This is a genomic window from Micromonospora sp. WMMD1155, from assembly GCF_029581275.1.
In the GTDB taxonomy this organism is placed as follows: Bacteria; Actinomycetota; Actinomycetes; order Mycobacteriales; family Micromonosporaceae; genus Micromonospora.
On the sequence record NZ_CP120742.1, the window covers coordinates 3,445,868 to 3,464,482 of the forward strand.

Below are 18,615 nucleotides of genomic sequence, written 5' to 3' on the forward strand. Positions count from 1 at the left end.
ATGACGAGAGGGGGCGGTCGTGCAGCTACCGGCAGTGCTCGGTGAGCCGATCCGGTTCGTGTTGAACTGGGGGCGTCGCTACTCGCTCTGGGTGTTCAACTTCGGCCTGGCCTGCTGCGCGATCGAGTTCATCGCCACCAGCATGGGTCGTCACGACTTCATCCGGCTCGGCGTGATCCCGTTCGCCCACGGCCCCCGGCAGGCAGACCTGATGGTGGTCTCCGGCACGGTGACGGACAAGATGGCTCCGGCGATCAAGCGGCTGTACGACCAGATGCCCGAGCCGAAGTACGTCATCTCGTTCGGTGCCTGCTCCAACTGCGGCGGCCCCTACTGGGATTCGTACTCGGTGACCAAGGGCGTCGACCAGCTCATCCCGGTCGACGTCTACGTGCCCGGCTGCCCGCCCCGGCCGGAGGCGCTGCTGCACGGCATCCTGCGCCTGCAGGAGAAGATCGCCGCCGAGCAGTCCGGCATCGGCGGCGTACCGCAACGTGACGTGTTGGCCGCACCGCTGGACGCGCCGCCCCGAGAGGCCGCCGCCCCGCGTTCCGTCGACTCCCTCACCGCGCCGCCGGTGCGCCCACCCGCCGCGAACTGACGGCGACCGACCGCCGCCCGGACGAGTCCGAGCGGCGGCCGGGCTCACAGGTCAGCCGTTCGCGCCGACAGCCAGCGCGGTCCGCACGACGTTGTCGCTCGGGTCGACGTCGGGAGTCTCCGGGTACCAGTCGGTCGTCACCTCGATGTCGATCAACTTGGTGGCGTCGGCCGGATCGGTCGGCGGGCTGATGACCAGGGCGAAGCTGAACTCCTCCCCGGGCATCAACTGAATCCCCGGCACCGGCACCAGGGCGCCGCCGCTACCCACCGGGCCGCTGCCCGGGTCGGTGTGCCGCAACACGGAGCCTGTCGGCAGGGAGCCGGCCTGCACCCAGAAACTGTTGTGCGGCGCGTCGCCGTCGTAGCGGATCGTCACCGGCACCCGCAGGTCGCCCGCACCGTCCGGGAACTCCGTCACCGGGCCGTTCAGCCTGATCGAGGCGTCCGGCTGAGCGTCCTGGACGTACGGTCGGGGACGGATCAGCGACCCGGTGGTGGACCGGAACAGGGCCTTGACCGACGTGCTCGCCACCAGGCCGCCGTTGGTGGAGTATGCCTCCACCCAGCCCCCACTCATGATCATCGGGTACTGCCGGGGATCGGTCAGCACGTGGAAGTCCAGCACGTTCTGGATGCTCTCGCCCGGGGCCAGGTCGACCCAGTCGTCGGTCAGGGCGCAGTTGAACACGCGGCGGTTCTGCTCCACCCTCATGTCGAACATGTCGCAGTTGAGGTCGTCGGACTGGAATGCGCCCGGCACCGGCTCGCGCAGCTTGTAGTGGAAGTAGTCGGTGGCACTGCCGGTGTTGGTGATGGTCAATGAGACGCTGCCCTGGTACCCCCGGTCGGTCGGGGTCAGGATCAGCCTGCCGATCGAGAGCGTGCCGTCACCGGCCGGCGCGGCGACCGCCGGGCCGGTCGTGGCGACCGTCGCGGTCAGGCCGAGCAGCACGGCGGTGAGTAGGGTCCCCGTTTTCCTGAACACGTGTGTCTGATCCTCCCGTGATGGCAGCCGGTGCCGATCGCGCCGGCCGCCTAGATAGACGTCAGCGAACCGGTGGTTTGGTTGCCGTCGCACAACCATCGATTCGCGTCGGTCCAGCATCGTCGACGAAGCCACCCAGAGCGGCCCCGTGTTGACCTTCCGGCCGAATCAGACAAGTCGGTCAGTTGGCGTTCGGGGTGGCCGCGCCCGGCTAGCGTGCGGGTCATGAGCAGCAGTTCAGTGGCCCAGCGGTCCGCCCACATCGTCGACGTGCTCATCGAGGAGTTCGGCGCGTCGATGGCGATCGACCCGGCCGCCTTCCGCCGCAAGTTCCGCAAGATGGCGGCGTCGCCGTTCGCCTTCTACCGGGGTAGCGCCGCGCTGTTCTACGCCGACCAGCGCGGCGACTTCGCCGACGACCGGTTCTCCGACGAGCGGACCAGCCGGGTGTGGATCCACGGTGACCTGCACGCGGAGAACTTCGGCACCTACATGAACGCCTCCGGGCAGCTGGTGTTCAACGTCAACGACTTCGACGAGGCGTACGTCGGGCCGTTCACCTGGGACCTACGGAGGCTCGCGGCCAGCGTGGCGCTGCTCGGCTACGGCAAGGCGCTCTCCGACACGGCGATCGGGGACCTGGTGGCCGGCTTCGCCCGGTCGTACCTGACCGAGCTGCGGGCCATCGCCGCCGGCGGTGACGACGCGATCGGCTCGATCACCCTGGACAACGCCGACGGCGTGCTGCGCCGGGTGCTCCAGCAGGCCCGCCTCAACACCCGCGTCGACCTGCTCGCCGCGCAGACCACGATCGACAACTACGAGCGGCGGTTCTCCCTCGGTGACGGCGTCTTCGAGATCGACGACGCCACCCGGGACCTGGTGAGCGCCGCCTTTCAGGACTACCTGGGCACCCTGCCGATCGGTCCGACGCAGCCACGGCCGGTGGCGGCGCGGATCAAGGACGTGGTGCTGCGCAAGGGGGTGGGCATCGGTTCGGCCGGGCTGCCGTCGTACAACCTGCTGTTGGAGGGGCACACCCAGGCGTTGGAGAACGACGTCGTCATCTACATGAAGCAGGCGCAGGTCCCGGCCGTCGCGCGGTACGTCACCGACGAGTCGGTTCGTGGCTACTTCCAGCACCAGGGGCACCGGACCGCCGAGTCGCAGCGCGCGTTGCAGGCGCACGCCGACCCGTGGCTGGGCTTCACCGAGTTGCACGGGGCCGGTCAGCTCGTCGCCGAGGTGTCCCCGTACGCCGCCGACCTGGACTGGTCCGACGTGAACGAGCCGGAGGAGCTGACCGGGGTGCTCGTCGACCTCGGTCGGGCGGTGGCCCGGATGCACTCGGTAGCCGACGACGAGTCCAGTCACGACCTGGTGGACTACTCCACCGAGGAGGCGATCGTCGCGGCGGTGGACGCCGACGAGCGGGGCTTCGTGGCTCACCTGGTGGAGTTCGCGCACGCGTACGGGGTGCGCGCCCGACAGGACCATCAGCTCTTCGTCGACCTGTTCCGCAACGGTCGGCTGCCGGGGATCTGACCGGATGGGCGTCCTTCAGGACGCGAACTCCAGCACCACCTTGATGTCGTCCGGCCCGGGGGTGTACGCGTCGGCGTACCGGTTCACCGGCACCCGCCGGGTGACGAGGGACTCGAGCCAGACCTGGTCGGCGCGGGCGAGCGCCTGTGCGGCCATGCTCCAGTGCCGCCGGTTGGCGTTCACCGAGCCGAACACCACGTTGTTCTCCAGCACCAGGGACCGGTTGAGCGCCCCGGCGTCGAAGTCGATGGTTCGGCCGCCGCTGGACACCCCGGCCAGGCAGACGATCCCGTTCGGCGCCGCCTTGCACATGACGTCGAGGACCACCGTGGGCGCACCGGTGCACTCGATCACCACGTCCGGCTCGAACGGCAGCTCGTTGACGGGCACCGCGTGATAGGCGGCGCCGAGCCCGGCGACCAGCTCCGGCTTCGGCCCCTCGGTGGCCCGGTCCAACACGTGCACGGCGAGCCCGCGCTGGGTGCCGAGCAACGCGGCCAGCAGCCCGATCGGACCGGCCCCGGTCACCAGGACGGTCTGGGGTTGCCACTCGGCCCGGTGCCCGATCCGCTCGATGTGGTCCCAGGCCTTCGCCACCACGCTGGTCGGCTCCAACAGCACGCCGACCTGGGCCAGCGCCGGGTCGAGCTTGACCGCGTACTGGTGCTCGATCCGCCAGCGGTCGCGGGCGAACCCGGGTAGCGCCTTGATGCCGTGCTCGGTGTACCGACCGTTGCGGCACATGTCCCACTCGTCGACGGCGCAGTTCGGGCACGGCACCGGGTCGGGGTGCCGGACGATCCCGGCCACCAGGTCGCCGGTCTGCAGGGTGCCGGTCGGGTCCTCGATCACCCGGCCCAGCGACTCGTGCCCGATGATCAGGCGGTCCGCGCCCGGGGGCGCCTCGCCGTAGTCCCCGGCGATGATCTCGTGGTCGGTGCCGCAGATGCCGACCGCCAGCGCCTCGACCAGGACCGAGCCCTCCTCGGCGGCAGGCTCCGGTTGGTCCTCGACGAGGCGCAACGAGTCGGCCACCCCTGGTGTCACAGTCACAGCGCGCACGCCCTCATCCTTCCCCGCCGAGGGCCGCGCCGCGCCCAAAGCCGGCAGATCGCCGGGCATCGGCGGCGACCAGGCGCGGGCGCGGGCGGCACTAGGATCAGCGGCATGACTCCCGAAGAGGTCGGCGCTCGGCTGGTCGCGCTGCTCGCGCCGGTCGAGGCGACCCCGTCGGTCTCCGGCGGGCAACGGTTCGCCCGTGCCACGGTCGACGTGCCGCCCGCGAGCTGGTTGACCGCTGTCCGCGCGGCCCGCGACGACACCGAGCTGGCCTGCGACTTCTTCGACTGGCTCTCCGCCGTGGACGAGCTGGCCGAGGGCTTCGACGTGGTGGCGCACCTGTGGTCGACGCGGCTGCACCACGGTGTGCTGCTGCGTACCCGGTTGCCGCGCGGTGAGCCCGCTGTCGCCTCGGTCGTCGACGTCTACCCGGGTGCCGCCTGGCACGAGCGGGAGACCCACGAGATGTTCGGCATCGACTTCGCCGGCCACGGGGAACTGCGTCCGCTGCTGCTGCCCCCCGAGTTCGAGGGTCACCCGCTGCGTAAGGAGTTCGTGCTCGCGTCCCGGGTGGCCAAGCCCTGGCCGGGCGCGAAGGAACCGGGCGAGTCGGAGGCCGGCGGCGGGCGTCGGCCGATCCGCCCACCGGGCGTTCCCGCTCCGGGCGAGTGGGGCACCACGCCCACCCCGGCCGGCGCGGGTGGGGTGGGGGAGGGCCCGCGCGGCGGCACCCCGGCCAGGCCCGCCGGGGAACGTCCGGCGCGGCCCGCCCCGGGGGGCCGTCCGGCGCGTACCCCCCGGCCTGCCGCCGGTGACGACGGCCCGACGCCGACCGACCGGCCCGCACCCGGCGCAGGCCCGGCCTCCACCGACGGACCCGGGTCCGACGGAGGCCCGGCGCCGAGCGACCCGGCCGCGCCCCGGCCGGCGGCGGGCGACGACCGGCCCGACCACGACGGGGGTACGACCTGATGCCGCTCTGGGTGGAGCTGGCGCTCCGGATCGGCGGGGTGGTGGTCGCGTTCCTCACCCTGCCGTTGCTGGTGGGCCAGGCCGAGCACAAGGTGATGGCGCACATGCAGGGCCGGCTCGGCCCGATGTACGCAGGCGGCTTCCACGGCTGGGCCCAGCTGGTCGCGGACGGGGTCAAGTTCGTGCAGAAGGAGGACGTGACTCCGCGGGAGGCGGACCGGGCGGTGTTCCGGCTGGCCCCGGCGGTGGCGCTGGTGCCCTACCTGCTGGTGCTGCTGGTCATCCCCCTCGGCCCGAACGACCTGGTCGGGCAACCTCTGGACATCGGCCTGTTCTTCGTGCTGGCCGTGGTCGGGGTCGGGGTCGTGGCGGTCCTGATGTCGGCGTGGGCGTCGGCCAACAAGTACAGCCTGCTCGGTGGGCTGCGCGGGGCCGCCCAGCTACTCGGTTACGAGCTGCCGTTGGTGCTGGCCGCCGCGTCGGTGGCGATGGCGGCAGGCACGCTCAGCCTCTCCGGCATCGTCGAGGCCTGGCGGCCGTGGTGGCTGCTCTGGCAGGCGCCCGCGATGATCATTTTCTTCGTCGCGGGGCTGGCCGAGATCCGGCGACCGCCGTTCGACATGCCGGTGGCCGACTCGGAGCTGGTCTTCGGCTACATGACCGAGTACACCGGGCTGCGGTTCGCGTTCTTCCTGCTCGCCGAGTACGTCGGCATCGTGGTGATCGCCGCGCTGACCACCGTGCTGTTCCTCGGCGGCTGGCAGGGTCCGTTCGCCGACGACCAGCTCGGCTGGCTCTGGACGCTACTCAAGATCTTCGCCGTGTCGTTCGTGATCATCTGGCTTCGGGTGTCCTACCCCCGGCTACGCGAGGACCAGTTGCAACGGCTCTGCTGGCTGGTGCTGGTGCCCGCGTCCCTCGCGCAACTGGTCCTCACCGCAGCAGTGCGTATCGCCCTCTGACAGCGCCACGGTGCCTGGACCTCGCGCCGGATCGCTCAGCGCGGGGCTTCGAGGTGGTCGGAGGGACGCTTGACCTCGCGCGACAGTGCCCGGACGTCGCGCCGGATCGCTCAGCGCGGGGCTTCGAGGTGGTCGGAGAGACGCTTGACCTCGCGCGACAGTGCCCGGACGTCGCGCCGGATCGCTCAGCGCGGGGCTTCGAGGTGGTCGGAGAGACGCTTGACCTCGCGCGACAGTGCCCGGACGTCGCGCCGGATCGCTCAGCGCGGGGCTTCGAGGTGGTTCCTAGAGACGCTTTCGAGCTGATGTCGTAGACGAATCGCTGTCGCTGTGCCGGTGCTGTCGCTGTGCCGCCGCTGCTGTCGCTGTGCCGGTGCCGCCGCCGCTGTCGTCGCCGTCGCTGTCGTCGTCGGCCTAGATGCCGCCCGATGTCACAAACGATTCAGCTCGAAAGCGTCCTTACGACCATCCCCGCGCCGGGCTCCCGGCCGGCGAGCCCGACCGGCGAGCCCGACCGGCGAGCCCGACCGGCGAGCCCGACCGGCCCCTCGTTCCACGCCCGACCGCCCGACCGCCCCAGATCCGCGCAACTTCCCGGATGTTGCTGCCTCCGACAGGCGGGAGACACCAACATCCCTGGGGTAGTTCCATCCTGAGTTGGCTGGTCAGGGGGTCTTGACGGTTGGTGGTGGTGGGTGGGAGGTCCAGGTTGGTGGTGAGGTGATCTTTGGGTTGATCGTTTGCCGGTTAGCGGGTGGTGTGGGTTTGGGTGAGGACGGTGAGTGCGCGGATCAGGGTGGTGGCGTGGTGGTGGTTGCCGCGTAGTCGGTCGAGGATTCGCCAGTTCTTGAGGTCGCTGAAGGCGTGTTCGTTGGTTGCTCGTTCGCGGCTGATGAGGGTGTTGACGATTGTTTGGTGGCGGGTGAGGGGTTTGCCGCGGGCGGCGCGGCGGCCGGTGATGATGGTGGGTTGGTCGTGGGGGTGGCCGGGGTGAGCGCGGGGGCGAGGTGTGTGGCTGATGCCGGGTTGGTCGTCGAGGCGGGTGAAGCCGAGGTCGCAGATGGCGGCGAGGTCGGCTGCGCGTAGGTGTGCGGGGATGCGGTTGCGGCGGGCGGCGGTGATTTCCGCGGTGCGTGCGGGTAGGGCTGCGGAGGTCCACAGCAGGTTGCCGTTGAGGTCGGTGATGGCGAGGACGAGCAGGCCGAAGGTTTTGTGTTTACCGCTGTAGTGGGTGCGGCGGCGGTGTCGGTCGTGGGGGCGTTGGACCGGGATGAGGGTGCCGTCGAGCAGGACTACCTCGCTGTGGTGGCGGGCGCGGCGCAGGACCCGTGACAGGCGGGGCATCTCAGCGGCCAGGACAGCGATGACTTGCGCGACCCATCGACGGACGGTGGAGGCGGATATGCCGTTGCCGGCGGCCAGGTCGTGAGGGCGTTGGTTATGGCGTAATACCGCCAGCACGATCATCGCCGCGCGGTGATCGGGCAGTTTGCGCCATCGGGAACGCACCCGTGAGCGGTGCTGACGGATCGCGTTGACGACCAGGGTCAGGGTCTTCGTGGACAGCGCAAGGCTGGACTGGTAGACAAGCGGCGAGCCCTCAGCCACCGGGTTTTTGTGTGTCACGACCGAACACCCTGGCCGAGGGCTCGTCTATCTTCTGCACGCCACACCGTCACCACCGGCAAACGATCACCGCGAAGATCACCAGCGGTTGACCTGCCCCATCCCCGCCACCCCCACGCCGTCAAGACCCCCTGACCAGCCAACTCAGGATGGAACTACCCCCCTGATGTTGCGCGGATCTTGGCGACGAGACGGCGCGAGGTGGCCCGCTCAGCGCAGCGGTGTGTGCGCGGGGTCGACCGGCTCGACCGGCGGCGGGGGCGGGGTGCCGTCGCCGAAGGGGCGACCGCCCAGCGCCTCCCGGCCGTGCGGAGTGAGCCAGTTGGACAGGTCGGGCCCGAGCGGCACAATCCCGGTCGGGTTGATGTCGCGGTGCACCTCGTAGTAGTGCCGCTTGATGTGGTCGAAGTCGATCGTGTCGCCGAAACCGGGGGTCTGGAACAGGTCCCGGGCGTACGCCCACAGCACCGGCATCTCGCTCAACTTCTGCCGGTTGCACTTGAAGTGACCGTGGTAGACCGGGTCGAAGCGGACCAGCGTGGTGAACAACCGCACGTCCGCCTCGGTGATGGTGTCGCCGACCAGGTAACGCTGGTCGGCTAGCCGCTCGGAGAGCCAGTCCAGGCGGTCGAAGAGCCGGTGGTACGCCTTGTCGTACGCCTCCTGGCTGCCGGCGAAACCACACCGGTAGACGCCGTTGTTGACGTCCCGGAACACCACGTCGTTGACCTCGTCGATCGGCGCCCGCAGGTGCTCGGGGTAGAGCTGCGGGGCGCCGTCGCGGTGGTACGCGTCCCACTGCGTCGACAGGTCCAGGCTCATCTGCGCGTAGTCGTTGGTCACCACCTGCCCGGTCGGCACGTCCACGATCGCCGGCACGGTGATGCCGCGCTCGTAGCCGGGGAAGCGCTTGAAGTACGCCTCCTGGATGCGTTCGATGCCGAGCACCGGGTCCCGGCCGTCCGGGTCGAGGTCGAACGTCCAACTCCGGGCGTCGTGGGTCGGACCGGCCACCCCCATCGAGAGGGCGTGCTCCAGGCCGAGCAGCCGCCGCACGATGATCAGCCGGTTGGCCCACGGGCAGGCCCGGCTCACCACCAGCCGGTACCGGCCCGGCTCCACCGGGTACCCGTCACGCCCGTCCTTGGTGATCCGAGTGGCGATGTACCGCTGGTCGCGGGTGAACTCGCCACCCGGCTCGACGTACTTGCCGCCTGTCTGCTCGCCCACGTCAGCCTCCCGGTCCTGTTGCTGCCCTGCTCCCCATCCTTACCGATCTCCGAGCTGTCGACGCGGTGAGCCCGGATACCCTCGCCGGCATGACGGATGTGGAGGCGGCGGCCCGAAGGTTCATCGCCGACGTGTGGAACGCGCGTCGGGAGGAGTCGGCGTACGAGTTGGTCGCCGAGGAGTGCCCGGGGCTGGGCGGCACCGGGCCGGAGGCGACGTTGGCCTGGCACCGCGAGCGACGGGCGGCCTTCCCGGACCTGCGCTACAAGATCGTGGACGTGGTGGCCGCCGACGAGCGGGTGGCGGTGCACTGGCGGGCGGCCGGCACGCACGTCGGGCAGTTCGGGCCGGTGCCGCCGACCGGTCAGGTGGTGAGCTACTCGGGCGCGACGTTCCTGCGCTTCGACGCGGCGGGCCGGATCGTGGAGGTGTGGAGCTGCAACGAGTTGTTCCAGTTGCTGCAACAACTCGGCGTCGAGATGCTGCCCCCGACCGTCGTCAACGGGCCCGGGGCGTGATCCGAGTGATCGGCAGTTCACCGCGCTCCTCGCGTACCCCGTAGGGCCGTCGACCCACGGGTGGTGGTCGCGCGCGCCGGGGCCACAGGGCAGGATGGTCGACATGAGCGACCCCAGCGAGCACGGTGGCGCCAGCGAACGCGGGGGCCTGCCCGGCGCGGGCCTGGTGAAGGGTTTGGCGGTCACCCTCAAGACGATGACCAGCCGGTCGACCACCCAGCAGTACCCGGACGTCGCCCCCGACCTGCCGCCCCGCTCGCGGGGTGTGATCGCGCTGTCGGAGGAGAACTGCACGGTCTGCATGCTCTGCGCGCGTGAATGTCCGGACTGGTGCATCTACATCGACTCGCACAAGGAGGAGGTGGCGGTGCCCGGCGCCGCTCGCCCCCGGCAGCGCAACGTGCTCGACAAGTTCGACATCGACTTCTCGCTCTGCATGTACTGCGGCATCTGCATCGAGGTCTGCCCGTTCGACGCGCTCTACTGGTCACCGGAGTTCGAGTACGCCGAGTACGACATCAAGGACCTGCTGCACGACAAGGGCCACCTCGGCCAGTGGATGGCCACCGTGCCGCCGCCGCCCGCGCACGACCCGAACGGCGAGCCGGCCAAGGAGGAGACCGCCGCCGCGCGCAAGGCAGCCGCGGCCCGTCCGGCTCCTCCTTCGGTACGCCCCGAAGCCGACGAGGATCCCGCGTCGTGACCGCCCGAGCCGCAGAGGTGCACCGGTGACCGGGGCGGACGTGCTGCTGCTCGCTCTCGGCGCGGTGGCGGTGGGTGCCGGTGTGCTGGTGGTGACCACGAAACACCTGGTCCGGGCCGGTCTCTACCTGGTGGTGTGCCTGGGCGCGTTGGCCGGTGACTTCCTGGTGCTCAGCGCCGAGTTGGTGGCCTGGGTGCAGGTGCTGATCTACGTGGGCGCGGTGGTGGTCCTGCTGTTGTTCGCGGTGATGCTGACCCGCGCTCCGATCGGGGCCTCCGACGACCTGGACCGACCCGGCTGGCCGGCCGCCCTGATCGGTGGCGGCGCGGGGCTGGGGTTGACCGCGCTGCTCGTCGACGCGTACCGGTGGAGCACTGTCACGTCGCCCGACACGGGCACCGCCGAGCGGCTGGGCGAGCAGATCTTCCAGTCCTGGGTGCTGCCGTTCGAGGTGCTCTCCGTGCTGCTGCTGTCCGCCCTGGTGGGCGCGATCGTGCTGTCCCGGCCGGACATCGGCCGTCAGCCCAGCGGCGCGGCGGCCCCCTCCGAGCCGGCCGACGTCGAGCCACGGGGGCGCCGGTGAGGCCGGTCATCCCGTACGTCACCGCCGCGCTGCTGTTCGGGCTCGGCGTCTACGGCGTACTGCGCCGACGTAACGCGGTACTGGTGCTGATGTCGGTCGAGTTGATGCTCAACGCGGTCAACCTGATCCTGGTCACCGCGGACACCACCGCCCGCGCGGTGCTCCCGCACTCGGGGCAGGTCTTCGCGCTGTTCGTGATCGTCCTCGCCGCCGCCGAGATCGGCGTGGGGTTGGCCATCGTCCTGCAGCTCTACCGGCTGCGGGCCACGGTGGCGGTCGACGACGTGCCGCTGACCGAGTCGGCGCAGATCGCCGACCGGCGTGAGCCGGCCGTCCTGGACACGGAGGTCGGCCGGTGACCGGGCTGCTCGGGGCGTTGCTGCCCGCCGTGCCGCTCGCCGCCGGACTGGCCGGTCTGTTGCTGCCCCCGGCTCCACGTCACGACGACAGGACCGGCGGCAGCCGGGCCCGCCGGGCCGCCGTCGCGCTCGGCGTCACCGGTGCGGCCGGTGCCCTGGCGCTGGCCGTCGCGCTGCTGCTGACCGTCGACGGGCCGACGGAGACCTCGACCACCTGGGTCGACCTCGGCGGGCTGGCGGTGACCCTCGGCGTACGCCTGGACGGCGCCGCCGCGCTGGTCGCGGTGGCGGTCACCGCCGTCGCCCTGGCGGTGCAGGTCTACTCGATCGGCTACCTGCGGCGCGGTCCACACGACGACATCGACGTCGACCACCGCTACCCGCCGTACGCCGCCCAGATCAGCCTCTTCACCGGCGCGATGCTGCTGGTGGTGGTCGCCGGGGACCTGCTCATGCTGCTGGTCGGTTGGGAGGTGATGGGCCTCTGCTCGTACCTGCTGATCGCCCACGACCGCCGACTGCCCGGCGCTCCGGCGGCGGCGATGAAGGCGTTCCTGGTGACCCGGGTCGGTGACGTCGGGTTCCTGCTCGGCATCGCGTTGCTGGGCGTGTCGACGGGCAGCTTCCGAATCGCCGACGTGCTCGCCCACGACCACTCCGGCGCGACACTGACCGCGGCGGGCCTGCTGCTGCTCGCCGGGGTCGCCGGTAAGAGCGCGCAGTTCCCGCTGCACACCTGGCTGCCGGATGCGATGGCCGGTCCGACGCCGATCTCCGCGCTGATCCACGCCGCGACGATGGTCGCCGCCGGGGTGTACGCGGTGGCCCGCCTCTACCCGCTGTTCACCGCCGCTCCGGTGACGCTGACGGTGCTCGGGGTGGTCGGCGCGATCACCCTGCTGCTCGGCGCGCTCGCCGCGACCGCGCAGGACGACATCAAGCGCGTGCTGGCCTGGTCGACGGTGTCCCAACTGGGCTACATGACCGGCGCGCTGGCGGTCGGCTCGCCGTCGGCGGCGCTGTTCCACCTGCTCACCCACGCCGCGTTCAAGGCGTTGCTGTTCCTCGCCGCGGGCGCGGTGATCCACGCGGTCGGCACCACGCTGATGTCGGAGATGGGCGGGCTGCGGCGCAGCATGCCGATCACGTTCTGGTGCACGGTGGTGGGTCTCGGAGCACTGGCCGGGGTGCCACCGTTCGCCGGCTTCTGGAGCAAGGACGGCGTGCTGACGGTGGCCGAGTCGGCGGCGCTGGAGGGCACCGGCCCGGCGCCGTCCTGGGTGGGGTGGATGGTCTGGATCGCCGGGTTGCTCGGCGTGGCGATCACCGCCTGGTATGCGGGTCGCCTGCTGCTGCGTGCCTTCTTCGGCGCGCCCCGCCTGCCGCTGGTCCGACCGCACGACCCACCGGCCGTGCTGCGCTGGCCGGTGCTGCTGCTGGCCGTGCCCGCCGCGCTGCTCGGTCTGGCCGGGTTCGTCGGGGCGTTCGCCGACCGCCTGCGTTTCCCCACCGTTCCGGTGGCCGGCTCCGAGGACGGCCTGGTCCACCTCGGGCCGGGGCTGCTGCTGCCGCTCGCGCTGCTGCTGGTCGGCGCGGGGCTGGTGGCGTTGCGCTGGCGGCGGGATCCGTCCGCCGACCCGGCGGACGCGCTGGGTCCGCTGGGGCCGGTCTTCGCCCGCGCGTTCCGGCTCGACGACGTCCAACACACGGTTGTCGTACGCCCCGTCCGGGCGCTGGCCCGCGCCGCTCGGGCGAGTGACGAGGTGGTGGTGGACGGCGCGGTCGAGGGCAGTGGTCGGGCCGCGTCCGCGCTGGGGGCGGGGTTGGCCGTGCTGCACCGGGCGGCGCTGCCCCGGGCCGCCGCCGGTGTGCTGGCCGGCGCGCTGCTGATCGGCCTGGCCGTGACCGTGATCGGAGTGACCCGATGAGCGCGAGGAGTGAAGCGGGTCTGCGAGCCCCGAAGCTCAGCATCCGGCTGGCCCCGGGTGACGACCCCAAGCGGGCGCAGTCGCGAACAGAGGTGGTCCCGTGACCCTCGGGCAGGTGTTGCTCGTCGCCCTGCTGGCGGTGCCGGCGCTCGGTGCGGTCGTGGTGGCGGCGACGCCCCGGGACCGGGCGGCCCGGCTGGTCGGCACTGTCGCGGCGGCGTTGACCCTGCTGGCCGCGCTGCCGCTGGTGTTCGGCCGGGCGGACTGGCTGGTCTGGTCGGGCGACGAGCCGGCGGTGCGGCCGTGGCACCAACTGGACCTGCGGTGGGTGCCCGGCCTGGAGTTGCGCTTCCACCTCGGCGTCGACGGCATCTCCTGGCCGCTCGTGGTGTTGACCGCGCTGCTCACGCTGCTGTGCTGCGCGTACACCATGTGGCGGGTGCCCGACGGCGGCAGTGGCCGGGCGCTCGTCGCGTTGCTGCTGGTGGTCGAGGTGGGCATCCTGGGCACGTTCCTCGCCCTGGACCTGGTGCTGTTCTTCCTCTTCTTCGAAGTCGTGCTCCTCCCGATGTACGCGATCATCGCCGGCTGGGGCGGCGCGGACCGTCGCCGGGCGGCCCGCAAGTTCGCCCTCTACACGCTGTTCGGCTCGGTGCTGCTGCTGGTCGGCGTGTACGTCGTGGTCACCGCCGCCGGCACCGCCGACCTGGTGGCGTTGACCGGTGGCGCGGGGATGTCCCGGGGCACCCAGTTGGCCGCGTTCACACTGCTCGCGCTGGCGTTCGCGGTGAAGAGCCCGCTGTGGCCGTTGCACTCCTGGCTGCCCGACGCGCACACGCAGGCCCCCACTGTGGGCAGTGTCGTGCTGGCCGGGGTGCTGCTCAAGATGGGCACGTACGGCCTGATCCGGGTGGCGGTGGGGGTGGCGCCGGAGGGTGCCCGTTGGGCGGCGCCGGTGCTCGGCGTACTCGCCGTCGCCGCGATCCTGATCGGCTCGCTGGTCTGCCTGGCCCAGGTCGACGTGAAGCGGCTCATCGCGTACTCCAGCGTGGGGCACATGGGCTTCGTTCTGCTGGGTGTCGCCACGCTGACCACCGTCGGCGTGCAGGCGGCGCTGATCGGCAACATCGCGCACGGGGTGATCACCGCCCTGCTTTTCTTCCTGGCCGGCGCGGTGAAGGACCGTACCGGCACGGGCACCCTCGCCGAGCTGTCCGGGCTGCGGGAGACCGCGCCCCGGCTGGCCGGTCTGCTCGCGTTCGCGGCGGTCGCGTCGCTCGGCCTGCCCGGGCTGGCCGGTTTCTGGGGTGAGGCGTTCGCGGTGATCGCCGCCGTCCAGGTGGGTGGCCCGCTCTGGACCACCCTCGGGGTGCTGGCGGCGGTCGGCGGTGCGCTCACCGCCGCGTACTTCCTGCGGCTGCTGCGTCAGGTCACCCACAACCGTCCGAGCCCCGCCGTCGGGCAGGTCGGCCCCGGCCTGGCCGGTGCGGAGCTGACCGCGTGGGTGCCGTTGGTGCTGCTCGCGTTGGCCATCGGGCTGGCCCCGGCGCTGGTCCTCGGCGTCGCCGAGGCCCCCGTCGACGCCCTGATCGGGGTGGTCTTCCCATGACTGGTGTGCAGAGCGTGGACAGCGTCGCGCTGTTGCCGGCCTACCTGGCCGCCGGCACCGCCGTGCTCGTGCTCCTCACCGACCTGCTCCTGGCCCGGCCACGGGCCACGGTCGTGGTGGCCGCGCTGGGCGCGCTCGGCACGGCAGTCGGCTCCGCGGTGGTCGGCGCGGGCGGGGAGCGGCGGACCTTCTGTGTCGGCGTCGACTGCTCCTGGATCTTCGGCGGCCGGGCCGCCCTGGTCGGCGTCGTGGTGGCACTGCTCACCGTGGGCGTGCTCGGGCTGTCCGTGCCCGCGCTGCGGGCCGGGCGGTCGCCGGTGGGGGAGTACGCATTCCTGCTGGCCTGCTCGATGACCGGCGGCGTGGTGCTCGGCGCGGCCGGTGACCTGATCACCCTGATCGTCGCCCTGGAGACGTTGACCCTGCCGCTGTACGTCCTGGTGGGCCTGCGTCGGGGCAGCCTCGCCAGCGCCGAGGCGGCGGTGACGTTCTTCGTGGTCAGCGTGGTGGCGACCACGCTGACCCTGCTCGGCGCGGCCCTGCTGTACGCGGTGACCGGTGGGCTGCACCTGGACCGGCTCGGCGCACTGCTGGCCGAGCGGCCGGAGCTGCGGGACCTTCCGCTGACCACCGCGGCGGTGGCGGTGCTGCTGGTCGGGCTGGCCTTCAAGGTGGCGGCGGTGCCGTTCCACGCGTGGGCACCGGCCACCTACGACGGCGCGCCGCTGCCGGTGGCCGCGTACCTGTCCACGGCGTCGAAACTGGGTGGCGTGGTCGCCCTGCTCGCCGTGGTGCAGCGGGCCCTTCCGGCGGACCAGACCGGCCCGGTGCTCGCCGTGCTCGCGGTGCTCACCATGACGGTCGGCAACCTGGTCGCGCTGCGCCAGCGGCGTACCGTCCGGTTGCTCGCGTGGTCGTCCGTCGCGCAGGCCGGCTACATCCTCGCCCCGCTGGGGGCGTTGGCGCTGGCCGCGGGCCGCACCGACGACGCCCGGTCCGCCGCGTACGCCGCCGCGGTGGCGTACGCCGTCTTCTTCGTGGTGTTGGAGCTGGCCGCGTTCGCCGGGGTGACCGCCCTGCGGCCGACCGGTGCCGACGGCGGCACGCTCGACGACCTGCGCGGGGCGGCCCGTCGGCACCCGTGGCGCGGCGCGGCGCTCGGTCTCGCGCTGGTGGGCCTGGCCGGTCTGCCGCCGGGGCTCGCCGGCCTGTTCGCGAAGGTGACTGTGGTGCGGGCGCTGCTGGACGGTGGGGCGGCCTGGTTGGCGCTGGTGGTGGCGCTGAACGCGGTGATCGGGCTCGCCTACTACCTGCGGGTGACCGCCGCGCTGTGGGCGCCGACATCCTCGGCCGCCCCGAGTGGCGGCGGTGTCGCGGCCGTACCCCTGGTGGGCGTGGTGGCCGTGGTGCTGGCGGTGGCGACGGTGGCCGCCGTGGTGCTCGGCGTCGCCCCGCAGTTGGTGCTCGACGTCGCCGGCCGCTGACCCGACCTGACCTGACCTGCGGCGCAGTCTCAGTCAACTCTCAGCGTTGTAACGGATGGTTGGCGGGTACCGGGTTGTTGCACCGGTCAGCGGATCCCGGCGATCCGTGCACCGAAGGAGAGATCGTGCACCACAACCGTCTGAAGACCGCAGCGCTGCTCGGCCTGCTCAGCGCCCTGATCCTGGCGGTGGGTTACTGGTTCGGTGGCAGCGGTGGCCTGGTCATCGCCGTCGTCGTGTCGCTGGTCATGAACGGCGTTTCCTACTTCTACTCCGACAAGATCGCACTGCGCTCGATGGGGGCGCAACCGGTCACCGAGGCACAGTTCCCCGAGCTGTACCGGATGGTGCGGGAGTTGGCGGCCGACGCCCGGCAGCCGATGCCCCGGCTCTACGTGAGCCCGACCGCTCAGCCCAACGCGTTCGCCACGGGTCGTAACCCGCAGCATGCGGCGGTCTGCGTGACCCAGGGCATCACCGAGATCCTCGACTACCGCGAGCTGCGCGGTGTGATCGGCCACGAGCTGTCCCACGTCTACAACCGGGACATCCTGATCTCCAGCGTGGCGGCGGGCCTGGCCAGCATCATCACCCTGCTCGCGAACCTCGCCTTCTTCATCCCGATCGGCGGTGGGGACGACGAGGACCGGCCGAACCCGGCCGTCCTGCTGCTGACCCTGATCCTGGGCCCGATCGCGGCGACCGTGATCCAGTTGGCGATCAGCCGGAGCCGTGAGTTCCAGGCGGACGCCTCGGGCGCCGAGTTGAGCCGCGACCCGCTGGCCCTGGCCAGCGCCCTCCGCAAGATCGATGCGGTGGCCCGACGTCGGCCGTTGCCGGCCGAGGGTCAGCTCACCAGCACCGCGCACCTCATGATCGCCAACCCGTTCCGGGGCGGCGGCGTGGCGGCGCTGTTCGCCACCCACCCGAAGATGGAGGACCGGGTCGCCCGGCTGGAGCAGATGGCCCGCAACTCCGGGCCGGTGCAGTTCCAGCGCTGACCCGCTGATCGACGCCTCCGCCCGTACCCGGTCGCCCGGGTACGGGCGGAGTGCTGTGTCGGTGCCGATAACCGCTGTCTACCGTCACACGGCGGCGTTAGGGTCGTAAACGGTCCACGCTCATTACATCCTCCAGGAGGTCCACCGTGGTCGCGCTGCGTCAGTACCTGGGAGTCTGGCGGATCCCGGGCGCGCCGATGCTGCTGGTCACCGGCATCATCGGGCGGCTCGGGATCGGCATGACCCCGCTGGCGCTGCTCCTGGTGGTCGAGCAGGTGACCGGGCGATACTCGTTGGCCGCCGTGGCGGGCGGAATCTACGCCGTCGCCGGTGCCGCGCTCAGCCCAGTGGCCGGGCGGATCGCCGACCGGGTCGGCCCCAGCCCCGTCCTCCTGGTCACCGCCGTGGCCCACCCCCTGGCGCTCACCGGGCTGCTGCTGGCCAGCCGCTCGGGTGACGACGCCCTGGCGGCCATCTACCTCGCCAGCGGCGTGGCCGGTGCCACCTACCCGCCGCTCACCGCCGCCATCCGAGGCGCCTGGAACGACCTGACCGGCCCCGCCTCCGGCCGGTACCCCCTGCGCAACACCGCACTGGCCGCCGAGACCACGCTCTTCGAGATCGTCTTCGTGCTCGGCCCACTGCTCGTCGCCGGCTTCGTCCTGGTCGCCGACGCGGCAGCCGCGCTGGTCGGCGCGGCAGTCGTCACCCTGGCCGGCACCACCGCCGTGGCCCTCGGCCGGGTGATGCGTGGCTGGCAGCCGCACCCCAAGGAGCACCACGCCCGCGGCCTCGGGCCACTGCGGGTCGCCGGCTTCCCGGCCCTCCTGGTCTGCGTCGCCGGGCTGGGCATCGCGTTCGGCGCCGCCGGGGTGATCGTCCCGGCCTACGCGAGCGGCCACACCACCGACGATCCGGAGAGTCTCGCCGGCCTTCTCCTCGCGGTCTGGGGGCTTGGCAGCGCCGCCGGCGGGGTCTGGTTCGGCGTCCGCAAGCCGGCACCGAACATGACCCGCCAGTTCGCCCTGCTCCTCGCCGCCCTCGCCGGCACCTTCGCGGTGTTCTCGGTGATGCCCACCCCGCTGGCCCTGGGTGTCGCGCTCGTCGTCGGCGGAGCCACCATCGCTCCCGCGCTGACCCTGGAGAACACCCTGGTCGGCCGGATCGCCCCCGCCGGCATGCTGAACGAGGCGTACACCTGGGTCGTCACCGTGGCGGTCGCGGCGAGCGCGGCCGGCGGCTCGGTCGCCGGCCTGATCGTGGACCACGCCGGTGGCGTCCGCTGGGCGTTCCTGTTCGCCGGAGCGGCGGTCGCCGTCGCGGCCGGGGTCGCCGCGCTCCCCGCCGGGCCCATCGCCCGTGCGGAAACCACTGCGGTACGCGCCGAACAGCCCGTGCCCGCCTGACCGCCCTTGCCGCGTCGCGCCGGTCCTTGATCCACTCGGTTT

The 18,615-nt window shown here is 71.9% G+C and carries 16 protein-coding genes and 1 pseudogene; 13 read left to right on the top strand and 4 right to left on the bottom strand.

Annotation, left to right across the window (positions count from 1 at the left end; translation table 11 throughout):
* The first annotated feature begins 19 nt into the window (after nucleotides 1-19).
* Nucleotides 20-601 (top strand): NADH-quinone oxidoreductase subunit B, encoded by a 582-nt coding sequence (locus O7617_RS15755; protein ID WP_196929437.1) that lies wholly within the window; start codon nucleotides 20-22, stop codon nucleotides 599-601.
* 51 nt (nucleotides 602-652) lie between these two features.
* Here O7617_RS15755 and O7617_RS15760 read toward each other — a convergent pair whose 3' ends face one another.
* Nucleotides 653-1,588: a hypothetical protein gene (locus O7617_RS15760; RefSeq protein ID WP_282264435.1), complete on the bottom strand. Its 936-nt coding sequence runs from the start codon at nucleotides 1,586-1,588 to the stop codon at nucleotides 653-655.
* 225 nt (nucleotides 1,589-1,813) lie between these two features.
* On the opposite strand from O7617_RS15760, the gene O7617_RS15765 reads away from it, so the two are divergent.
* Nucleotides 1,814-3,133 (top strand): DUF2252 domain-containing protein, encoded by a 1,320-nt coding sequence (locus tag O7617_RS15765; protein ID WP_282264436.1) that lies wholly within the window; start codon nucleotides 1,814-1,816, stop codon nucleotides 3,131-3,133.
* 15 nt (nucleotides 3,134-3,148) lie between these two features.
* Here O7617_RS15765 and O7617_RS15770 read toward each other — a convergent pair whose 3' ends face one another.
* Nucleotides 3,149-4,195 carry a glucose 1-dehydrogenase gene (locus O7617_RS15770; protein ID WP_282264437.1) on the bottom strand — a complete coding sequence of 349 codons (1,047 nt, stop codon included), beginning with the start codon at nucleotides 4,193-4,195 and terminating at the stop codon, nucleotides 3,149-3,151.
* A gap of 105 nt (nucleotides 4,196-4,300) precedes the next feature.
* Here O7617_RS15770 and O7617_RS15775 point away from each other — a divergent pair.
* Nucleotides 4,301-4,867, top strand: a pseudogene (locus O7617_RS15775) (NADH-quinone oxidoreductase subunit C); the annotation flags it as partial.
* A gap of 296 nt (nucleotides 4,868-5,163) precedes the next feature.
* Nucleotides 5,164-6,126, top strand: coding sequence for a complex I subunit 1 family protein (locus O7617_RS15780; RefSeq protein WP_282264438.1), 963 nt, complete (start codon nucleotides 5,164-5,166; stop codon nucleotides 6,124-6,126).
* 747 nt (nucleotides 6,127-6,873) lie between these two features.
* On the opposite strand, the gene O7617_RS15785 is transcribed toward O7617_RS15780, so the two are convergent.
* Nucleotides 6,874-7,752 (bottom strand): transposase family protein, encoded by an 879-nt coding sequence (locus tag O7617_RS15785; RefSeq protein WP_282261036.1) that lies wholly within the window; start codon nucleotides 7,750-7,752, stop codon nucleotides 6,874-6,876.
* A 210-nt stretch (nucleotides 7,753-7,962) separates the two neighbouring features.
* A complete protein-coding gene (locus O7617_RS15790; protein ID WP_282264439.1) occupies nucleotides 7,963-8,982 on the bottom strand; it encodes a glutathione S-transferase C-terminal domain-containing protein in 1,020 nt (339 codons plus the stop codon).
* Between the two features lie 89 nt (nucleotides 8,983-9,071).
* Here O7617_RS15790 and O7617_RS15795 point away from each other — a divergent pair, with 89 nt between their 5' ends.
* From O7617_RS15795 to O7617_RS15835, 9 genes are all read left to right on the top strand, one after another.
* Nucleotides 9,072-9,500 carry an ester cyclase gene (locus tag O7617_RS15795; protein ID WP_282264440.1) on the top strand — a complete coding sequence of 143 codons (429 nt, stop codon included), beginning with the start codon at nucleotides 9,072-9,074 and terminating at the stop codon, nucleotides 9,498-9,500.
* 94 nt (nucleotides 9,501-9,594) lie between these two features.
* Nucleotides 9,595-10,203, top strand: coding sequence for an NADH-quinone oxidoreductase subunit I (locus O7617_RS15800; RefSeq protein WP_282264441.1), 609 nt, complete (start codon nucleotides 9,595-9,597; stop codon nucleotides 10,201-10,203).
* Between the two features lie 25 nt (nucleotides 10,204-10,228).
* Nucleotides 10,229-10,786 (top strand): NADH-quinone oxidoreductase subunit J, encoded by a 558-nt coding sequence (locus O7617_RS15805; protein ID WP_282264442.1) that lies wholly within the window; start codon nucleotides 10,229-10,231, stop codon nucleotides 10,784-10,786.
* Nucleotides 10,783-11,145 carry an NADH-quinone oxidoreductase subunit NuoK gene (gene nuoK, locus O7617_RS15810; RefSeq protein WP_282264443.1) on the top strand — a complete coding sequence of 121 codons (363 nt, stop codon included), beginning with the start codon at nucleotides 10,783-10,785 and terminating at the stop codon, nucleotides 11,143-11,145. Before O7617_RS15805 ends, nuoK begins: the two co-directional genes overlap by 4 nt.
* Nucleotides 11,142-13,073, top strand: a complete 1,932-nt coding sequence (locus O7617_RS15815) for an NADH-quinone oxidoreductase subunit L (protein WP_282264444.1) — start codon at nucleotides 11,142-11,144, stop codon at nucleotides 13,071-13,073. Before nuoK ends, O7617_RS15815 begins: the two co-directional genes overlap by 4 nt.
* 100 nt (nucleotides 13,074-13,173) lie before the next feature.
* Nucleotides 13,174-14,682, top strand: coding sequence for an NADH-quinone oxidoreductase subunit M (locus O7617_RS15820; RefSeq protein WP_282264445.1), 1,509 nt, complete (start codon nucleotides 13,174-13,176; stop codon nucleotides 14,680-14,682).
* A complete protein-coding gene (locus O7617_RS15825; protein WP_282264446.1) occupies nucleotides 14,679-16,166 on the top strand; it encodes a proton-conducting transporter membrane subunit in 1,488 nt (495 codons plus the stop codon). Before O7617_RS15820 ends, O7617_RS15825 begins: the two co-directional genes overlap by 4 nt.
* A 125-nt stretch (nucleotides 16,167-16,291) precedes the next feature.
* Nucleotides 16,292-17,167 (top strand): zinc metalloprotease HtpX, encoded by an 876-nt coding sequence (htpX, locus tag O7617_RS15830; protein WP_269682290.1) that lies wholly within the window; start codon nucleotides 16,292-16,294, stop codon nucleotides 17,165-17,167.
* Nucleotides 17,168-17,313: 146 nt separating this feature from the next.
* The gene (locus tag O7617_RS15835) at nucleotides 17,314-18,573 is read left to right on the top strand and encodes an MFS transporter (protein ID WP_282264447.1); all 1,260 of its coding nucleotides are present in this window, start codon (nucleotides 17,314-17,316) and stop codon (nucleotides 18,571-18,573) included.
* Nucleotides 18,574-18,615 lie beyond the last annotated feature (42 nt).

Bases quoted from the DNA above. Each gene is read 5' to 3' on its own strand.
- O7617_RS15780 (WP_282264438.1), top strand. From the start codon at position 5,164: ATGCCGCTCTGGGTGGAGCTGGCGCTCCGGATCGGCGGGGTGGTGGTC.
- O7617_RS15765 (WP_282264436.1), top strand. From the start codon at position 1,814: ATGAGCAGCAGTTCAGTGGCCCAGCGGTCCGCCCACATCGTCGACGTG.
- O7617_RS15825 (WP_282264446.1), top strand. From the start codon at position 14,679: ATGACTGGTGTGCAGAGCGTGGACAGCGTCGCGCTGTTGCCGGCCTAC.
- O7617_RS15795 (WP_282264440.1), top strand. From the start codon at position 9,072: ATGACGGATGTGGAGGCGGCGGCCCGAAGGTTCATCGCCGACGTGTGG.
- O7617_RS15800 (WP_282264441.1), top strand. From the start codon at position 9,595: ATGGTCGACATGAGCGACCCCAGCGAGCACGGTGGCGCCAGCGAACGC.